This window comes from Pseudomonas sp. AN-1 (assembly GCF_034057115.1).
Lineage (GTDB): Bacteria > Pseudomonadota > Gammaproteobacteria > Pseudomonadales > Pseudomonadaceae > Geopseudomonas.
This window is the reverse complement of the sequence record NZ_CP139195.1, coordinates 2,932,404-2,948,543: the sequence shown is the minus strand read 5'-3', so window position 1 is coordinate 2,948,543 and position 16,140 is coordinate 2,932,404. Positions and strand designations below refer to the sequence as shown.

Annotated in this window: 15 protein-coding genes and 1 riboswitch; of the genes, 4 read left to right on the top strand and 11 right to left on the bottom strand. The window is 71.6% G+C overall.

The annotated features are described in order from the left end of the window. Window positions 1-11: 11 nt before the first annotated feature. The 3 genes from znuB to SK095_RS13805 are packed head-to-tail and all read right to left on the bottom strand — an operon-like array spanning window position 12 to window position 2,057. Window positions 12-800, bottom strand: a complete 789-nt coding sequence (gene znuB / locus SK095_RS13815) for a zinc ABC transporter permease subunit ZnuB (protein ID WP_136490795.1) — start codon at window positions 798-800, stop codon at window positions 12-14. Between the two features lies 1 nt (window position 801). Continuing rightward, window positions 802-1,575, bottom strand: a complete 774-nt coding sequence (znuC, locus tag SK095_RS13810) for a zinc ABC transporter ATP-binding protein ZnuC (RefSeq protein WP_136490796.1) — start codon at window positions 1,573-1,575, stop codon at window positions 802-804. Continuing rightward, window positions 1,572-2,057 (bottom strand): Fur family transcriptional regulator, encoded by a 486-nt coding sequence (locus tag SK095_RS13805; protein WP_201485554.1) that lies wholly within the window; start codon window positions 2,055-2,057, stop codon window positions 1,572-1,574. The genes znuC and SK095_RS13805 overlap by 4 nt, the downstream gene beginning before the upstream one ends. A gap of 65 nt (window positions 2,058-2,122) precedes the next feature. Between SK095_RS13805 and znuA the strand changes: the two genes are divergently transcribed. From znuA to SK095_RS13785, 4 genes are all read left to right on the top strand, one after another. Beyond that, window positions 2,123-3,100: a zinc ABC transporter substrate-binding protein ZnuA gene (gene znuA / locus SK095_RS13800; protein ID WP_320546606.1), complete on the top strand. Its 978-nt coding sequence runs from the start codon at window positions 2,123-2,125 to the stop codon at window positions 3,098-3,100. 100 nt (window positions 3,101-3,200) lie between these two features. Next, window positions 3,201-3,818, top strand: a complete 618-nt coding sequence (ribA, locus tag SK095_RS13795; RefSeq protein WP_136490799.1) for a GTP cyclohydrolase II — start codon at window positions 3,201-3,203, stop codon at window positions 3,816-3,818. Continuing rightward, on the top strand, window positions 3,815-4,237 hold the full coding sequence (locus SK095_RS13790; RefSeq protein ID WP_136490800.1) for an MFS transporter: 423 nt from the start codon (window positions 3,815-3,817) through the stop codon (window positions 4,235-4,237). Before ribA ends, SK095_RS13790 begins: the two co-directional genes overlap by 4 nt. Beyond that, the gene (locus tag SK095_RS13785; RefSeq protein ID WP_136490801.1) at window positions 4,237-5,046 is read left to right on the top strand and encodes a cobalamin-binding protein; all 810 of its coding nucleotides are present in this window, start codon (window positions 4,237-4,239) and stop codon (window positions 5,044-5,046) included. The genes SK095_RS13790 and SK095_RS13785 overlap by 1 nt, the downstream gene beginning before the upstream one ends. A 63-nt stretch (window positions 5,047-5,109) precedes the next feature. Here SK095_RS13785 and SK095_RS13780 read toward each other — a convergent pair whose 3' ends face one another. From SK095_RS13780 to SK095_RS13745, 8 genes are all read right to left on the bottom strand, one after another. Next, window positions 5,110-7,008: a TonB-dependent receptor gene (locus SK095_RS13780; RefSeq protein ID WP_201485556.1), complete on the bottom strand. Its 1,899-nt coding sequence runs from the start codon at window positions 7,006-7,008 to the stop codon at window positions 5,110-5,112. 100 nt (window positions 7,009-7,108) lie between these two features. Next, window positions 7,109-7,316: riboswitch (cobalamin riboswitch) on the bottom strand. 42 nt (window positions 7,317-7,358) lie between these two features. Continuing rightward, on the bottom strand, window positions 7,359-9,269 hold the full coding sequence (gene dxs / locus SK095_RS13775; protein ID WP_201485557.1) for a 1-deoxy-D-xylulose-5-phosphate synthase: 1,911 nt from the start codon (window positions 9,267-9,269) through the stop codon (window positions 7,359-7,361). A gap of 164 nt (window positions 9,270-9,433) precedes the next feature. After that, window positions 9,434-10,324 carry a (2E,6E)-farnesyl diphosphate synthase gene (ispA, locus tag SK095_RS13770; protein WP_201485558.1) on the bottom strand — a complete coding sequence of 297 codons (891 nt, stop codon included), beginning with the start codon at window positions 10,322-10,324 and terminating at the stop codon, window positions 9,434-9,436. After that, entirely contained in the window at window positions 10,321-10,560 is a 240-nt protein-coding gene (locus SK095_RS13765) for an exodeoxyribonuclease VII small subunit (RefSeq protein WP_136490805.1), read from the bottom strand. Before SK095_RS13765 ends, ispA begins: the two co-directional genes overlap by 4 nt. A 161-nt stretch (window positions 10,561-10,721) precedes the next feature. Further along, window positions 10,722-11,492, bottom strand: coding sequence for a sulfite exporter TauE/SafE family protein (locus tag SK095_RS13760; RefSeq protein WP_320546605.1), 771 nt, complete (start codon window positions 11,490-11,492; stop codon window positions 10,722-10,724). 70 nt (window positions 11,493-11,562) lie between these two features. Beyond that, complete coding sequence (locus tag SK095_RS13755; RefSeq protein ID WP_320546604.1) at window positions 11,563-13,428, bottom strand: putative bifunctional diguanylate cyclase/phosphodiesterase; 1,866 nt, start codon at window positions 13,426-13,428, stop codon at window positions 11,563-11,565. A gap of 126 nt (window positions 13,429-13,554) precedes the next feature. After that, complete coding sequence (gene ppa, locus SK095_RS13750) at window positions 13,555-14,082, bottom strand: inorganic diphosphatase (RefSeq protein ID WP_136491751.1); 528 nt, start codon at window positions 14,080-14,082, stop codon at window positions 13,555-13,557. Between the two features lie 88 nt (window positions 14,083-14,170). Beyond that, window positions 14,171-16,078 (bottom strand): sensor domain-containing diguanylate cyclase, encoded by a 1,908-nt coding sequence (locus SK095_RS13745; protein ID WP_320546603.1) that lies wholly within the window; start codon window positions 16,076-16,078, stop codon window positions 14,171-14,173. Window positions 16,079-16,140 lie beyond the last annotated feature (62 nt).

Below are 16,140 nucleotides of genomic sequence, written 5' to 3'. Positions count from 1 at the left end.
AGTAGGCAATTCTACACCGCCCGGCGCGGCAGCAGGAAGCTCAGCAGGAACAGGCCGGCGGCGCTGACCACGATGGACGGTCCGGCCGGGGTGTCCTGGTACCAGGATAGCGCCAGGCCGGCGCACACCGCGAGCAGGCCGACCAGGCTGGCGCCGGCGGCCATCTGCTCGGGGCTGCGCGCATGACGCTGCGCCGCGGCGGCGGGGATGATCAGCAGCGAGGTGATCAGCAGCACGCCGACGATCTTCATCGCCACGGCGATCACCACGGCGATCAGCAGCATCAGTGCCAGGCGCAGGGCGCCGACCGGCAGGCCTTCGACCCGGGCCAGCTCCTCGTGCACGGTGAGCGCCAACAGCGGACGCCACAGCCAGGCCAGCACGCCGAGCACCAGCGCGCTGCCGGCGACCATCCACAGCAGGTCCGCCGTGCCCACCGCCAGCAGGTCGCCGAACAGGTAGGCCATCAGGTCGACGCGCACCTCGTCGAGCAGGCTGACGGTGACCAGGCCGAGCGACAGGGTGCTGTGGGCGAGGATGCCGAGCAGGGTGTCGGCGGCCAGCGGCTGGCGCTGCTGCAGGGCCACCAGCAGCACGGCGAGGACGATGCAGCCGACGGTCACCGCCAGGGTCGGGCTGATGTCGAGCAGGAAGCCCAGCGCCACGCCGAGCAGCGCGGCGTGGGCCAGGGTGTCGCCGAAGTAGGCCATGCGCCGCCAGACCACGAAGGAGCCGAGCGGGCCGGCGACCAGCGCCAGGGCGAGCCCGGCGAGCAGGGCGTTGAGCAGGAATTCGGGCATGTCAGTGCTTGCAGTGGGGGCCGTGGACGTGGGGTTGCCTGGGCAGCACCACGCTGCCGTGCAGGTCGTGCTGGTGGTCGTGCTGGTGGTGGTAGATCGCCAGGTTGCGCGCGTCGTTGCCGAACAGCTCGCGGAACACCGGGTCGCTGCTGACCTGCTCGGGATGCCCGGAGCAGCACACATGGTGGTTCAGGCAGACCACCCGGTCGGTGGCGCTCATCACCAGGTGCAGGTCGTGGGAGACCATCAGCACGCCGCAGCCGTAGCGCTGGCGCAGGCGGCCGATCAGGCGGTACAGCTCGCTCTGCCCGGCGATGTCGACGCCCTGCACCGGCTCGTCGAGCACCAGCAGCTCGGGCTTGCGCAGCAGGGCGCGGGCCAGCAGCACGCGCTGCAGTTCGCCGCCGGAGATCTTCTGCAGCGGGCTGTCGATCACCTTGGCCGCGCCCACCTCGCCGAGCGCCTCCAGGGCGCGGGCGCGGTCGACTCCCGGCACCAGGCGCAGGAAGCGCAGCACCGACAGCGGCAGGGTCGGCTCGACGTGCAGCTTCTGCGGCATGTAGCCGATGCGCAGCCGCTCGCGCCGCCACAGGCTGCCCGTGTGCGGGGCGAGCAGGCCGAGCACCACGCGCACCAGGGTGGTCTTGCCGGCGCCGTTGGGGCCGATCAGGGTGACGATCTCGCCGGACTTCAGCTCCAGCTGCACGTCCTGCAGCACGGCGTTGCCGGCGAACTCGACGCCGACCCCGTCGAGGCGGAGCAGCGCCTCGCTCATGCCGCCTCCCGGCAGCGCGCGCACAGGCCGACCACCTCGACCATCTGCCCCTCCACGGCGAAGCCCACCTCGGTGGCCGCGGCCTGGATGGCCGCGCCGATGGCCGGCTGCTCCACCTCGATGGCGGCGTTGCACTGGCGGCAGATCAGGAAGTGGCCTTGGTGGCTGTGCCCCGGATGGTTGCAGCCGATGTAGGCGTTGAGCGAGGCGAGGCGGTGGATCAGGCCGTGCTCGAGGAGGAAGTCCAGCGCGCGGTACACGGTGGGCGGCGCGGCGCGGCGGCCGTCCTCGGCGCTGAGCACGCCGAGGATGTCGTAGGCGCCGAGCGGCTGGTGGCTGGCCCAGACCAGCTCGAGCACACGGCGGCGCAGGGCGGTGAGGCGCGCGCCGCTGCGCGCGCACAGGGCGTCGGCGGCGGCCAGCGCCGCGCTCACGCAGTGGCTGTGGTCGTGGGGATGGCAGGCCAGCGGCGTGGAAGACATGGCGACACTCCCGGGCAAAGGGACGTTATTATATAACCATTCAGTTTCCCCGGAGAGAGCTTCCCGTGCCCCGTCTGTCTTCTTTGCTGCCCGCCGCCCTGCTGGCGGCCCTGCTGGCCAGCCCGGCGCTGGCCGAAGTGCGCGTGCTGACCAGCATCAAGCCGCTGCAGCTGATCGCCGCCGCCGTGCAGGACGGCGCCGGCACGCCCGAGGTGCTGCTGCCGCCGGGCGCCTCGCCACACCACTACGCGCTGCGTCCCTCGGATATCCGCCGGGTGCACGAGGCCGCGCTGGTCTACTGGATCGGCCCCGACCTCGAAGTGTTCCTGTCGCACGTGCTGGAAGGGCGCGAGGCGCCCAGCCTGGCCGTGCAGTCGCTGTCCGGCCTGCACCTGCGCCGTTTCGGCGAGGAGCACCGGCACGCGGACGAGGAGCACGCCGCGCACGGGGAACACGATGAGCACGGACACGACGGGCATGCCGCCCGTGATGACCAGGGCCACGACCACGCCCATCGCCCCGGCACGCTGGACGCCCACCTGTGGCTGCTGCCGGCCAACGCGCGGGTGATCGCCGCGCGCATGGCCGCCGACCTGGCCCGGGTCGACCCGGCCAACGCCGCGCGCTACCGGTCCAACCTGGCCGCCTTCGAGCAGCGCCTGGCCGCCACCGACGACAAGCTCAGGGCGCGGATGGCGCCGCTCAAGGGCAAGCCGTTCTTCGTCTTCCACGAGGCCTTCGACTACTTCGAGGAAGCCTACGGCCTGCAGCACGCCGGGGTGTTCGCGGTGAGCGCCGAGGTGCAGCCGGGCGCCCGCCACGTCGCCGCCATGCGCGAGCAGCTCAAGGCCGCCGGGCCGAGCTGCGTGTTCAGCGAGCCGCCGCTGCGTCCGCGCCTGGCGCAGACCCTCAGCGACGGCCTGCCGGTGCGTCTCGCCGAACTGGATGCGCTGGGCTTCGACCTCGAGGCCGGGGCCGGCGGCTACGAGCGCCTGCTGGAGAACCTCGGCGCCGGCCTGGCGGGCTGCCTGGAGCAGCTCTGAGCGCGGGCCGGGCGGGCGACGGCGGCGGCCAATCCCGACTGGCCGCCTCGGCCATGCTTGCTGCTACAATCGGTGCCCTACGTCCCGCAGGAGTGTCCCGGTGTCCGTCGTCTTTGTCGCCGCCTCGAAGCTGCCAACCCCGTTTGGCGTGTTCACCATGCATGGCTTTCTCGATGAGGCCACCGGCAAGGAGCACGTGGCCCTGACCTTGGGCGACGTCGCCGACGGTCGCCCGGTGCTCGGCCGCCTGCATTCCGAATGCCTGACCGGCGATGCGCTGTTCAGCCTGCGCTGCGACTGCGGCGCCCAGCTCGAGGCGGCGCTGCGCGCCATCGCCGCCGAAGGCCGCGGCGTGCTGCTCTACCTGCGCCAGGAAGGTCGCGGCATCGGCCTGCTCAACAAGATCCGCGCCTACGAGCTGCAGGACGCCGGCGCCGACACCGTCGAGGCCAACGAGCGCCTGGGCTTCGGCGCCGACCAGCGCGACTACGCCATGTGCCGGCCGATGCTCGACCACCTCGGCATCCACGAGCTCAAGCTGATGACCAACAACCCGCGCAAGCTCAAGGCGCTGGAAACCTACGGCATCCGCCTGGCCGAGCGCGTGCCGCTGCACAGCGGCCTCAACCCGCACAACAGGCACTATCTGGCGACCAAGGCCGGCAAGCTCGGCCACCTGCTCGGCAACCTGCACCAGGCCGAGAACGAAGGCGAATGAGTGCGGTGGCGCTGCAGCGGCCGGCGTTCGCCCGCCGCTGGTGGGGCATGCTGGCCCTGGCCTGGCTGCCGCTGATCCTGCTCGGCGCCTTCGGCCCGGAGCGTGCGCTGCTGCCGGACAGCCTGGCCATGCCGCTGTTCGTCGCCGCGCTGCTGTCGATGTTCGTCGGCCTGCCGCTGTTCCGCCGCTTCAAGCATGGCCTGATCGCCACCGCCCGCGCCCTCGACACTCCCGATGAGGATGCGGCCTGGGCCGTGTTCGCCCGGACCCAGCGCCACGGCCTGCTCGGCGCCCTGCTGCCGGCCTGGATCGCCGCTGTCGGCCGGCTGGCCGACCTGCACGCGGTGCCGGTGCTGCTGCTGGCGTTCGCCAGCCTGGTGATCGCGCTGCTCTATCGCCTGCCACGCCAGCTCGGCTGATGCGCCGCCTGCTGCTCGCCGTCCTGCTGCTCGGCGCCGCCCTGGCGCAGGCCACGGAGCCGGACGCGCGGCGGGTGGTGGCGCTGGCGCCCTCGCTCAGCGAGATCATGGTCGAGCTGGGCGCCGCCGAGCGTCTGGTCGGCGTGCTCGACGGCGGCCCGCGCCTGCCGGCGCTGGCCCACCTGCCATCCCTCGGCCGCCACGGCCAGCTCAACCTGGAGGTGCTGCTCAGCCTGCAGCCGGACCTGGTCCTGCTCTGGCCGGACAGCGTCGGCCCGGCCATGCATGCGCAGCTCAGGACCCTCGGCATCCCGCTGATCGAGGCGCAGCCGCACGACCTCGACGAGTTGGCCGGCCAACTGGCGGCGATCGGCGCCGCGGTCGGCCATGGCGCGGAGGGCGAGCGCCTCGCCGCGCGCATGCGCGCAGGCATCGCCGCGCTGCGGGCGCGCTACGCGGGCAGCGCGCCGCTGGCAGTGTTCTACCAAGTGTGGGACCGGCCCATGTACACCCTCGGCGGCCGGCAGATCATCAGCGACGCCCTGCGCCTGTGCGGCGCGCGCAACGTGTTCGAGGACCTTGCCCTGCCGGCGCCGCAGGTCGGCGTCGAGTCGGTGCTGGCCCGCGACCCGGCGGTGATCCTGGTCGGCGAGCCGGGCCAGGCCGGCGCCTGGCAGGCCTGGCCGCAACTGACCGCGGTGCGCCGTGGCCAGGTGTGGGAGGTGCCGGACGAGGGCATCGAGCGGCCCAGCTTCCAGATGCTCGCCGCCACGGCGAAGCTGTGCGAGCTGCTGGACAGGGCGCGCTGAGTCTGCGCGGCTGAAACGACGAGGCCCCGCTTAGGCGGGGCCTCGTCGTTTCCGGCGTCCGGATCAGAAGCGGTAGCCGACGCTCAGCTGCACGTCCTCTTCCGGCGCCGGGTAGCGGCCGAAGGGGTTGGCATAGGTGTCGTACTGCTTGCCGGTCAGGTTGTTGATCCGCAGCCTGGCGGTGAGCTGGCGGTAGTCGTAGCTCAGTGCGGCGTTGAGCAGGGTGTAGCCGCCCTCGCGCGGCTGGCTGTGGGCGTCGTCGCTGTACAGGTAGTAGCCGCCGGTGTACAGGGCCTCCAGGCGGCCGTTGAGTCCCGGCAGGAGCAGGTAGTCGAGGTGGGCGCTGGCGCTGTGGCGCGATACGCCGGGCACCTCGTTGCCCGCGAAGGGGCCGGTGCGGTACTCGGAGTCGGTGAAGCTGTACTGGCCGCCGAGGGCGAGGCGCTCGGTCAGCTGGCGGCGGGCCTCGAGCAGCAGGCCATCGCGGCGGGTCTTGTCCAGGTTGACGTTGGCGCCGGTGCCGGGACCGAAGGGGCCCGTGGCCGTGGCGTCGTACATCAGCTCGTCGTCCAGATCGAGGCGGTAGACGCTCAGCTGGTAGCGCTGCGCGCCGTCGTCCCATTCCACGCCGCCTTCCCAGGATGCGCCGGTCTGCGGCTTGAGGAACTCGACGCCGGGGCCGACGAAGCCGTTCTCGTCGACGTTGGCCCAGCGCAGCACGTCCTCGCGCTTGAGGAACACGCGGGTCTGCGCGTCGGCCTGCCAGGACAGGCCGACGCTGCTGCTGCCCTCGCGGTCGGTGTGGTTGCTGCCGGCGCTGTGGTCGCGGTCCTCGGCCTCGCTGGCGCGGTAGCCGAGGCTCAGCGTCAGGTCGTGGCCGAGCGGCTGGCTGAATTGGGTGTACCAGTCGCGCAGGGTCTGGCGGAAGTCGCTGCCCCAGGAGGCCTGGTAGTCGCTGGTGATGTGGTCGTGGCCCAGCAGCCATTCGCTGTGGCCGCGCGCCGTGTCCCAGCGGGCGGTCAGGCGCGGGCTGAAGCTTTCGATGCGAGTGCCTTGGCTGAAGCCGCCTCCGAAGAACGAGCCCACGCCATCCTGGTCGCTGTGGCTGTAGTCGAAGTTGGCGGTCCAGATCTCGTCGAGGCGCTGCTCGACGGCGAAGCGGTGCACCTGGGTATTGCTGTCGTTCCAGTCCGTGGACTGGCTCTGCTTGCGGTCGCTGCGGCGTTGGGCGAGGCTCAGCGCGCCCGGATAGAGCAGCTCGTCGTCCACCGTCTGGTACTCGTACAGCGCCCAGCCGCGGGCGTGGTCGTAGCGCAGGCGGCCGAAGGCGTTGCCGTAGTCGGCGGCGTTGTGGTCGCGGTAGTTGTCGGTGTGGCGGGCCTCGCCGCTGGCGTACACCGAGAAGCCGCCGCCGAGCTGCTGGAAGACATGGCCGCGATAGGCTTCCAGGTCGTGGCTGCCGCGGCTGGTCTCCACGTAGGCCTCGTTGCGCCGCGGCGTGCGGGTGACGATGTTGATCACCCCGCCGACCGCCTGGTCGCCGTACAGCACGGTGCCGGCGCCGCGCAGGATCTCGATGCGCTCGATGTTGGCCAGCGGCACGCTGTTGAGGTCGGCGCCGGCCATCGCCGGCTGGTTGAGGCGGCGGCCGTCGACCAGGATCAGCGTGTTGTTCACCGCGTTCTCGCCGAAGCCGCGCAGGCTGGGCGTGGCGCGGCTGCCGTCGCCGATGATGTCGCGCAGCTGCACGCCGGCCTGGCCGCGCAGCACGTCGATCAGGTTGTGGGCGCCGCTGCGCTCGATCTCGGCGCGCTTGATCACCCGCACGCTGGCCGGCGCCGGCTGCTCCAGCGGAGTGGCGCGGGTGATGACCAGGGGCGCGATGTCGTCGCTGGCCGGCTCGGCGGCCAGGGTCAGGCTCGGGGCGAGGGCCACGGCCAGCGCCAGACGGGAAAGCTTCATCAGGAAATCCTCAAAAGTGAAGGCAGACTTTCGAGGAGGGCAGAAGACAGAAACGCGCCCACAGGACGGGCGCGCGACTGACGGTGCGGCCCTCCGCAACACCTGTCGAATCCGTCGGGGCCGGTCTCCGGGCTGTCGACGCGCCGGTTCGCCTTCCCGGGACATTCCCAGTGGCTGTTGAACGGGCGTGCAGACCGAGGTCTGCGGTCGATTACCGTTGCGGGGGCAGCGCCGGCCTTGTCCGAGGACGCACCGGCTTCCCGTTTAACGCAGGCCCTAGCCTGCGCACCCTGACGAAAAGCAAAACGCCGCGCACCTTAGTGCGCGGCGTGGTGAAACTCAAGCAGCTTTCAGACGACTCGGGATGAGTTTTTCTCAAGCAGCGCCAGGCGCGCGCGCACCGCGGACTCGATGCCGGCGGCATCCAGGCCGCATTCGGCGAGCATCTCGGTCGGCTTGGCGTGCTCGACGTAGCGGTCGGGCAGGCCGAGCTGCAGCAGCGGCATGACGATGCCCTCGGCGGCGAGGAATTCGGCCACCGCGCTGCCGGCGCCGCCCATCACCGCGTTCTCCTCGACGCTCACCAGCAGCGCGTGGCTGGCGGCCAGCTCGCGTATCAGTGCGGCGTCGAGCGGCTTGACGAAGCGCATGTCGACCACCGTGGCATCGAGCTTCTCGGCCACCTCCAGCGCGGCGGCCAGCTGCACGCCGAACACCAGCAGGGCGACCTGGCCGGCGCCGTGACGACGGACCACGCCCTTGCCGATCTCGACTGCCTCCAGCGCCGGAGAGATCGGAGCGTTGGGGCCGCTGCCGCGCGGGTAGCGTACCGCCGCCGGGCCGACATGCCGGTAGCCGGTGGTCAGCAGCAGGCGCAGCTCGTTCTCGTCGCTGGGGGTCATGACGACCATGTCGGGGATGCAGCGCAGGTAGGAGAGGTCGAAGCTGCCGGCGTGGGTCGGGCCGTCCTCGCCGACCAGGCCGGCGCGGTCGATGGCGAACAGCACGTCGAGGTCCTGTACCGCGACGTCGTGGATCAGCTGGTCGTAGGCGCGCTGCAGGAAGGTCGAGTAGATCGCCACCACCGGCTTGGCGCCCTCGCAGGCCAGGCCGGCGGCGAGGGTCACCGCGTGCTGCTCGGCGATGGCGACGTCGAAGTAGCGTTCCGGGAAGCGCTCGGCGAAGGCCACCAGGTCGGAGCCTTCCTTCATCGCCGGGGTGATGCCGATCAGGCGCTCGTCGACGGCCGCCATGTCGCACAGCCACTGGCCGAACACCTCGCAGTATTTCGGTCCGCTGGCCTTGGGCGCGGCGCTGCTGCCGACCTCCAGCTTGCCGATGGCGTGATAGCCGATCGGGTCTTCCTCGGCCGGGGCGAAGCCCTTGCCCTTCTTGGTCACCACGTGGAGGAACTGCGGGCCCTTGAGTTCGCGCATCTTGCGCAGGGTGGCGATCAGGGTCGGCAGGTCGTGGCCGTCGATGGGGCCGATGTAGTTCCAGCCCAGCTCCTCGAACAGGGTGCCGGGCACCAGCATGCCCTTGGCGTGCTCCTCGGTGCGGCGGGCGATCTCCCAGGCGCCGGGGATGCGCGAGAGGATCTTCTTGCTGCCCTCGCGCATGCTGGCGTAGGTGCGGCTGGAGAGGATCTTGGTCAGGTAGTTGTTCAGGCCGCCGACGTTGCGCGAGATCGACATGTCGTTGTCGTTGAGCACCACCAGCATGTCGGCGGCGGTTTCCGAGGCGTGGTTGAGCGCCTCGAAGGCCATGCCGGCGGTCAGTGCGCCGTCGCCGATCACCGCCACGGTGCGCCGCTCGCTGCCCTGCAGACGGTTGGCCAGGGCCATGCCCAGCGCGGCGCTGATCGAGGTGCTGGAGTGGCCGACGCCGAAGGTGTCGTACGCGCTCTCACTGCGCCGCGGGAAGGCGGCCAGGCCGCCCTTCTGGCGCAGGGTCGCCATCCGCTCGCGGCGGCCGGTGAGGATCTTGTGCGGGTAGGCCTGGTGGCCGACGTCCCACACCAGACGGTCCTCGGGGGTGTGGTAGACGTGGTGCAGGGCGATGGTCAGCTCGACCACGCCCAGACCGGCGCCGAAGTGCCCGCCGGTACGCCCCACCGTGTAGAGCAGGTACTGGCGCAGCTCGTCGGCCAGGGTGTCCAGCTCGGCCTCGCTGAGGTCGCGCAGCGCGGCGGGGCTGTCGATGCGGTCGAGCAGGGGCGTGTCGGGCCGCTGGCGGGGAAACTCGTGCAGCGTCTTGGGCATCGGACGGGTTCGGCAGTCGGAAAAAGATGGGCGAGTTTACCCGAAGCGGCCGGGGTGCCCAAGCAAGCGAAGGTCGAGTGGAGCCGGCGCAGGGGGGATGGCCACCCCGTGGAAAATTCGCGCCGCGATTTTCCGCCGTGGCGGCCGGGTCCGGACCGGGGAACTCAGTGCGTGCGTGCGACTATGTAGCAGGCCAGCTGGCGCAGGGCGTCGGCGCGCTCGTCGAATGGCTGCAGGGCCGCCAGCGCCAGATCGCGCAGTTCCAGGGCGTAGGCCTTGGCGGCGTCGAGGCCGAGCAGCGCCGGGTAGGTCGGCTTGTCGTGGGCCTGGTCCTTGCCCTGGGTCTTGCCCAGGGTGGCGGTGTCGCTCTCCACGTCGAGGATGTCGTCCTGCACCTGGAAGGCCAGGCCGATGGCGCGGGCGTAGTCCTGCAGCGCGGCGAGGCTGCTGGCGTCGCTGCCGCCGCTGGCCAGGGCGCCGAGGCGCACGCTGGCCTCGATCAGCGCACCGGTCTTGTGCCGGTGCATGGTCTCCAGGGCGGTCTGGTCGAGCTGCACGCCGACCGAGCCGAGGTCGATGGCCTGGCCGCCGACCATGCCGGCCGGTCCGGCGGCGCGGGCCAGGCTGACGACCATGTCCAGGCGGGTGGCGGCATCGGCGGGGTTGCGCCCGGCGTCGGCGAGCACCTCGAAGGCCAGCGCCTGCAGGCCGTCGCCGGCGAGGATGGCGCAGGCCTCGTCGAAGGCGATGTGGGTGGTCGGCTGGCCGCGGCGCAGCTCGTCGTCGTCCATCGCCGGCAGGTCGTCGTGGACCAGCGAGTAGGCATGGATCAGCTCCACCGCGCAGGCCGCGCCGTCGGCCCGTTCGGCCGCGCCGCCGAGGGTCTCGCAGGCGGCGTAGGCGAGCAGCGGGCGCACGCGCTTGCCGCCGTTGATCACGCTGTAGCGCATGGCCCGGTAGAGGCGCTCGAGTTCGGGACGGGGAGCGACGAACAGGGCGTCGAGGGCGGCGTCGACGCGTGCCTGGCAGGCGGCCTGGTACTGCTGGAGACTCATTGCGCCTCGCCCTCCGCGTCGAAGGGGGCGGTCTGGCCGTCCTGGCCGAGGAGGATCTGCACCTTCTGCTCGGCCTGGCCCAGCGCACCCTGGCACTCGCGGGTCAGGCGGATGCCCTGCTCGAAGGCGGCCAGCGAGTCCTCGAGGGACAGCTCGCCGCTCTCCAGGCGCTCGACCAGGGTCTGCAGCTCGCTCAGCGACTGCTCGAAATCGGGGGCGGTTTTCTTGCGGGCCATGGCGGCGCTCTCGGACGGCGGAAAAACGGGCGCGACACTAGCAGAGCCGCGGCGTGTGGGCAAACGCCATCCAGGCGGCTGGGGCGCCTGTCCCGGTGCGCATGGCGCACCCTACGGAGACGGTGCGATGCGTAGGGTGCGCCGTGCGCACCATGGGCCGCTCAGCGCCCGTAGGTGGCCCAGAAGTAGTAGAGGGTCATGCCGCTGCCGACGACGATCACCAAGGCGCGCAGCCAGCGCGCCGGCAGGCGCTGGCCGAGCGCGCCGCCGGCGTAGCCGCCGAGGGTGGCGCCGGCGAGCAGCACGGCCAGTTCCGCCCAACTGACCCGGCCGGCGACGACGAAGGTCAGGCTGGCGACGCTGTAGATCACCGCCGAGATCAGGTTCTTCAGCGCGTTGGCGCGGGCCAGGGCGTGGCCCTCGATGGCGAAGGCGGCCAGCTGCAGGATGCCCATGCCGGCGCCGAAGTAGCCGCCGTAGATCGATACCAGCGAGTGGGCGCCGAGCGACAGCGGGCCGTGCGGCGGCACCGCGCTGGCGGTGCCGCGGCGGGCGGCGAGCAGGCGGCTCAGCCAGGGGCTGGCGGCGAACAGCGCAGTGGCGGCCAGCAGCAGCCAGGGAATCAGCACGCGGAATACCTCGTCGCCGCCGGCCAGCAGCAGCAGGCCGCCGCCCAGGCCGCCGGCGAGGCCGGCGGCGAGCAGCGGCCGCAGGTAGCTGCCCAGCGGGCGCAGCGAACCGCGCGCCGCCCAGGCCCCGGCGATGCTCGCTGGCCACAGGGCCACGGCGTTGGTGGCGTTGGCGGTGACCGGCGGCAGGCCGGCGGCCAGCAGTGCCGGGAAGGAGAAGAAGGTGCCGCCGCCGGCCAGGGCGTTCATGCCGCCGGCGGCCAGGCCGGCGAGCAGCAGCAGGATCAGGTCGGACAGGGGCATGGCGGGCTCCGCACAAAAATGGTGCACCAGCTTAGCAGGTAGCGGCGGTGCGGGGAGAGCGGCGCCGGGCTCAGGCGCGGGCCGGCGACTCCGCGGCGGCGCAGGCGTCGGCCGGCTGCGGGCGGCCGAACAGGTAGCCCTGCAGGCGGTGACAGCCGTTGCGGCGCAGGAAGTCGGCCTGGCGCTGGTTCTCCACGCCCTCGGCGACCACCTGCATGCCGAGCTGTTCGGCGATCACCAGGATGCCGCGCACCAGCGCCACCGACTGGCGGCAGTCGGGCAGACCGCTGACGAACTGGCGGTCGATCTTCACCCCGTCGAAGGGGAAGAACTGCAGGTAGGCCAGCGAGGCGTAGCCGGTGCCGAAGTCGTCGAGGAACAGGGTCAGGCCGGCCTGCTTGAGGGCATGCAGGGTGTCCTGCACCTGCTGGTCGGCATCCAGCAGGGTGGTCTCGGTGATCTCCAGCTCCAGGCGCTGCACCGGCGGGCGTTCCTCGGCGAGGATCGCCAGCAGCGTGCCGGCCAGGTCGGCCTGGCGGAAGTCCAGCGGCGACAGGTTGACCGCGATGCCCCAGTCGCGCCCCTCGTCCTGCCACTGGCGCAGTTGGCGGCAGGCCTGGCGGAAGATCCAGCGGGTGGCGTCGAGGATCAGCCCGGTCTCCTCCAGCACCGGCATGAACTGCGCCGAGCTGACCAGCCCGCGTTGCGGCGAGCGCCAGCGCAGCAGCGCCTCGAAGCTGTGCCGGCGGCCCTGGCGGTCGAGCTGCGGCTGGTAGTACAGCTCGAACTCGCCGCGCGTCAGGGCGTTGCGCAGCTCGGCCTCCAGCCGGTGGCGCTGCTCGGCCTCCTCGGCCAGGCGCCGGTCGAAGTGGGCCAGGCGGTTGCGGCCGCGGCCCTTGGCCTGGTAGAGGGCGAGGTCGGCTTCCTTGAGCAGCTGCGCGGCGCTGGCCTGGCCGCCGTGCTGGTGGGCGATGCCGATGCTCGGGCTGCTGAACAGCTCGTACTGGCGCACCTGGAACGGCTGGCGGAAGGCCTGCAGCAGGCGCTCGGCGAGGGTGTCGGCCTGGCCGGCGAGTTCGCCGGGCAGCAGCAGGATGAACTCGTCGCCGCCGAGGCGGGCGAGCATGGCGCCGGGCGGCGCGCACTGGCGCAGCCGCTCGGCCACTGCGCACAGCAGCTGGTCGCCGATCTCGTGGCCGAGGGTGTCGTTGATCCGCTTGAAGTGGTCGAGGTCGATGAACAGCAGGGCCTGCGCCTCGCCGCACTGCAGGCCGAGTTCGATGCGTGCCTGCAGCTGGGTGCGGTTGGCCGCGCCGGTCAGGGTGTCGAAGTGGGCCTGGTAGTGCAGGCGGTTCTCGGCGGCCTTGCGGTCGCCGATGTCGCGCGCCAGCAGCAGCTGCAGCGGCTGGCCGCCGCGCTGGAAGGGCGTGCAGGAAGCCTCCAGCGGGAAGCTGCCGGTGCCGCGGCGGGCGGCGAATTCGAGGTTGCGGTTGGGCTGGGCGAGCAGCCGGCTCCAGCCGTCGCCGATCAGCAGCTCGTCGATCCGGCGCCCGCACAGGGTCGCCGGCGGGCAGTCGAACAGCGCCCCGGCGGCCGGGTTGGCCGAGTCGACCCGGCCCTGGGCGTCGAGCACCAGCATGCCCACCGGGGCGGCCTCGATCAGGCTGCGCAGCTGCTGCTCGCTGCCCTGCAGGGCGCGGCGCTCGTCGGCGAGCTGGCCGAGCATGCGGTTGAGGTGCCGGGCCAACTGGCCGGCGCAATCCTCGCCGGGCGCGGCGCGGGCCAGGCTGTCGCCGGCGGTGAAGGCCTCGGCCACCGCACCGAGGGCGGCCAGGCGGCGGCGCAGGCGGCGCTGGCGGGCGATCAGCAGGATGCCGCCGACCGCCGGCAGCAGGCCGAGCAGCGCGAAGAGGCCGGGCAAGGGGTCGAGGGGCATGGCGCGGACGAGTCCTGCTGTGAAGCCCGACACATTAGCGGAAAGGGTCGCACAGGAAAATCCCGCTTAAAACGACAGGCAATAAAAAGCCCGCCTTGTGGGCGGGCTTTCCGAAGCGGGTCCGGCTTACTTCTGGTAAGCCGCCACCGCCTTGAGAATCAGCTGGCGGGCCTCTTCGGCGTCGCCCCAGCCTTCGACCTTCACCCACTTGCCCTTCTCGAGATCCTTGTAGTTCTCGAAGAAGTGCTTGACCTGCTCGATCAGCAGGGCCGGCAGGTCGGTGTAGTTCTGCACGTCCTTGTACAGGACGGTCAGCTTGTCGTGCGGTACGGCGATCAGCTTGGCGTCGCCGCCAGCCTCGTCGCTCATGTTCAGCACGCCGACCGGACGGGCGCGGATCACCGAGCCCGGCGCGACCGGGTAGGGGGTCACTACCAGCACGTCGAGGGGGTCGCCGTCGTCGGCCAGGGTGTGCGGGATGAAGCCGTAGTTGGCCGGGTAGAACATCGGGGTGGCCATGAAGCGGTCGACGAACAGGCAGTCGCTGTCGTGATCGATCTCGTACTTGATCGGCGCGTGATTGGCCGGGATCTCGATGGCGACGTAGATGTCGTTCGGCAGGTCCTTGCCGGCCGGGATCTTGCTGTAGCTCATGGGTGACTCCGAGGGTCAGGGCCAAAAATTGGCGCGGATTATAGGCGTATTCGGGCGGATGCGCCATGTTGCCGCAGCCTGCCGTGCGTCAGTCGGTCAGGGTCCGCTGTCGCTGGTCATGGAAGGCGTAGCGGTTGCGGCCGTTGTCCTTGGCCCGGTACATGGCGGCATCGGCCTTGCGTACCAGTTCGGCGGCGTCGCTGCCGTCGTCGGGATACAGGGCGATGCCGATGCTGGTGCCGATGTGCAGCATGTGGCCGTCGATCGGGAAGGGCTGCTGCAGCGCCTCGACCAGGCGGCCGGCGATCCGTTCGGCCATGGCGACGTCGTCGAGATCCTCGAGGACGATCAGGAACTCGTCGCCGCCCAGGCGCGCCACGGTGTCGCTGTCGCGCACGGTCTGCGCCAGGCGCTCGGCGACGGCGCGCAGCAGCAGGTCGCCGACGGCATGGCCGAAGGTGTCGTTGACCGGCTTGAAGCGGTCGAGGTCGAGGAACAGCACGGCCAGCAGGCTGCCCTGGCGCCTGGCCTGGCGCAGCGCCTGGGTCAGGCGGTCGCGAACCAGGCTGCGGTTGGGCAGCCCGGTGAGGCGGTCGTGGTAGGCCATCTGCAGGATGCGTTCCTGCTCCTCCTTGGCGGCGCTGATGTCGGTGAACAGGCCGGTGAAGTGGCTCGGCCGGCGCTGCTCGTCGTAGATCGCGGCCAGCGACAGCCAGGCGCTGAAGGCCTCGCCGTCGCCACGCAGCAGGGTGACCTCGCTCTGCCAGCTGCCGGTTCGGCTGACCTGGGCCCACATGGCGGCACAGTCCGCTTCGCTGGTGTCGAGCAGCAGGGCCTCGCAGGCGCGCCGGCCTTCCAGCTCGGCGAGCCGGCAGCGCAGCAGACGGCTGCCGGCGGGGTTGAGGCCGATGATGCGCTGTCGCTCGTCGAGCAGCAGGATGCCCTCGTTGCTGTGCTCGAACACGCTGGCCGCGAGGCCGAGGCTCTGCGACTGCTCGAGCATGCGCTGCAGCAGCGGGCGCGCCAGCATGAAGATCAGCCCGCCGCCGGCGAGGCCCAGCAGGAGGATGCCGAGCAGCGGCCAGAGCAGTTCCGCGCGGGCGCCGGCGTACAGCACGTCGCGCGGCGAGAGCAGGGCGATGGCCCAGTCGCCGTGCTCCGGCAGCGGGCGGGCGAAGGCGACCAGGGCGCCGAGGCGCTCGTGCTCGGGCAGCCGCACGGCATGCAGCGGCAGGTCGCTCGCCTGGCGCAGGGCCGCGAACAGCGGATGCCAGTCCGGCGTCGCCAGCAGCGCGGTGTCGGCATCGTGGACATGCACGGCGCGCCGTTCGGCCACGTTGATCAGGTGGATCTGCATGTCGCCGCTGTACCCGTCGGTCATCGGCAGCAGGTCGCGCAGCCTGTCCAGGGTGAAGGCGGCGATGTCGGTGCCGGCACGGCGGCCGTCGGGGGAGAGGATGGGGGCGCCGACCAGCAGCACCGGGGTGTCGCCGATCAGCAGCGGCCCCACCAGGCGGGGCAGCTGCTCATCGGCGGCGGGGATCGGCCAGTGCTCCCTGGGCACGGGCTGGCGCAGGGCGAGTACCGGCTGCCCGCGGGCGTCCAGGCGCACCAGGCCGAGCACGTCCGCCGCCTGCGCCAGGGGTTCGCGCAGGCGCGGTGCGGTGAACGCCTGCAGCTCGGCGAGCTCGATCTCGCCGGCGTTGTAGCGCTCGAGCATGCGGCGGATTTCCGAGCGCGAGGTGAGCTGCATGGCGGTATCGGCCATGTGTTCGAGCAGATGGCTGCTGGCCAGCGCGCGGACCTGCACGTCGAGTTCGGCGTGCAGGTCGATCTTGTTGCTCAGCTGGAGGTACATCGGCAGGCTGGTGGCCAGGCCGACCAGGCAGGTGGTGGCCGCCACCCCGATGGCGAGCAGGCGCTGCAGCCGGCGCTGCAGGCGGGGGATGGACTGGCCTTGTGGGCGAGCGAGTTGGTCTGCCGTGCGGTTGGGCAATCTGGGGCTCCTTCGGGCGGGCAGTCGCCGAACCCGCGTCGGCTGCTCGGGGTGGCGTGAGG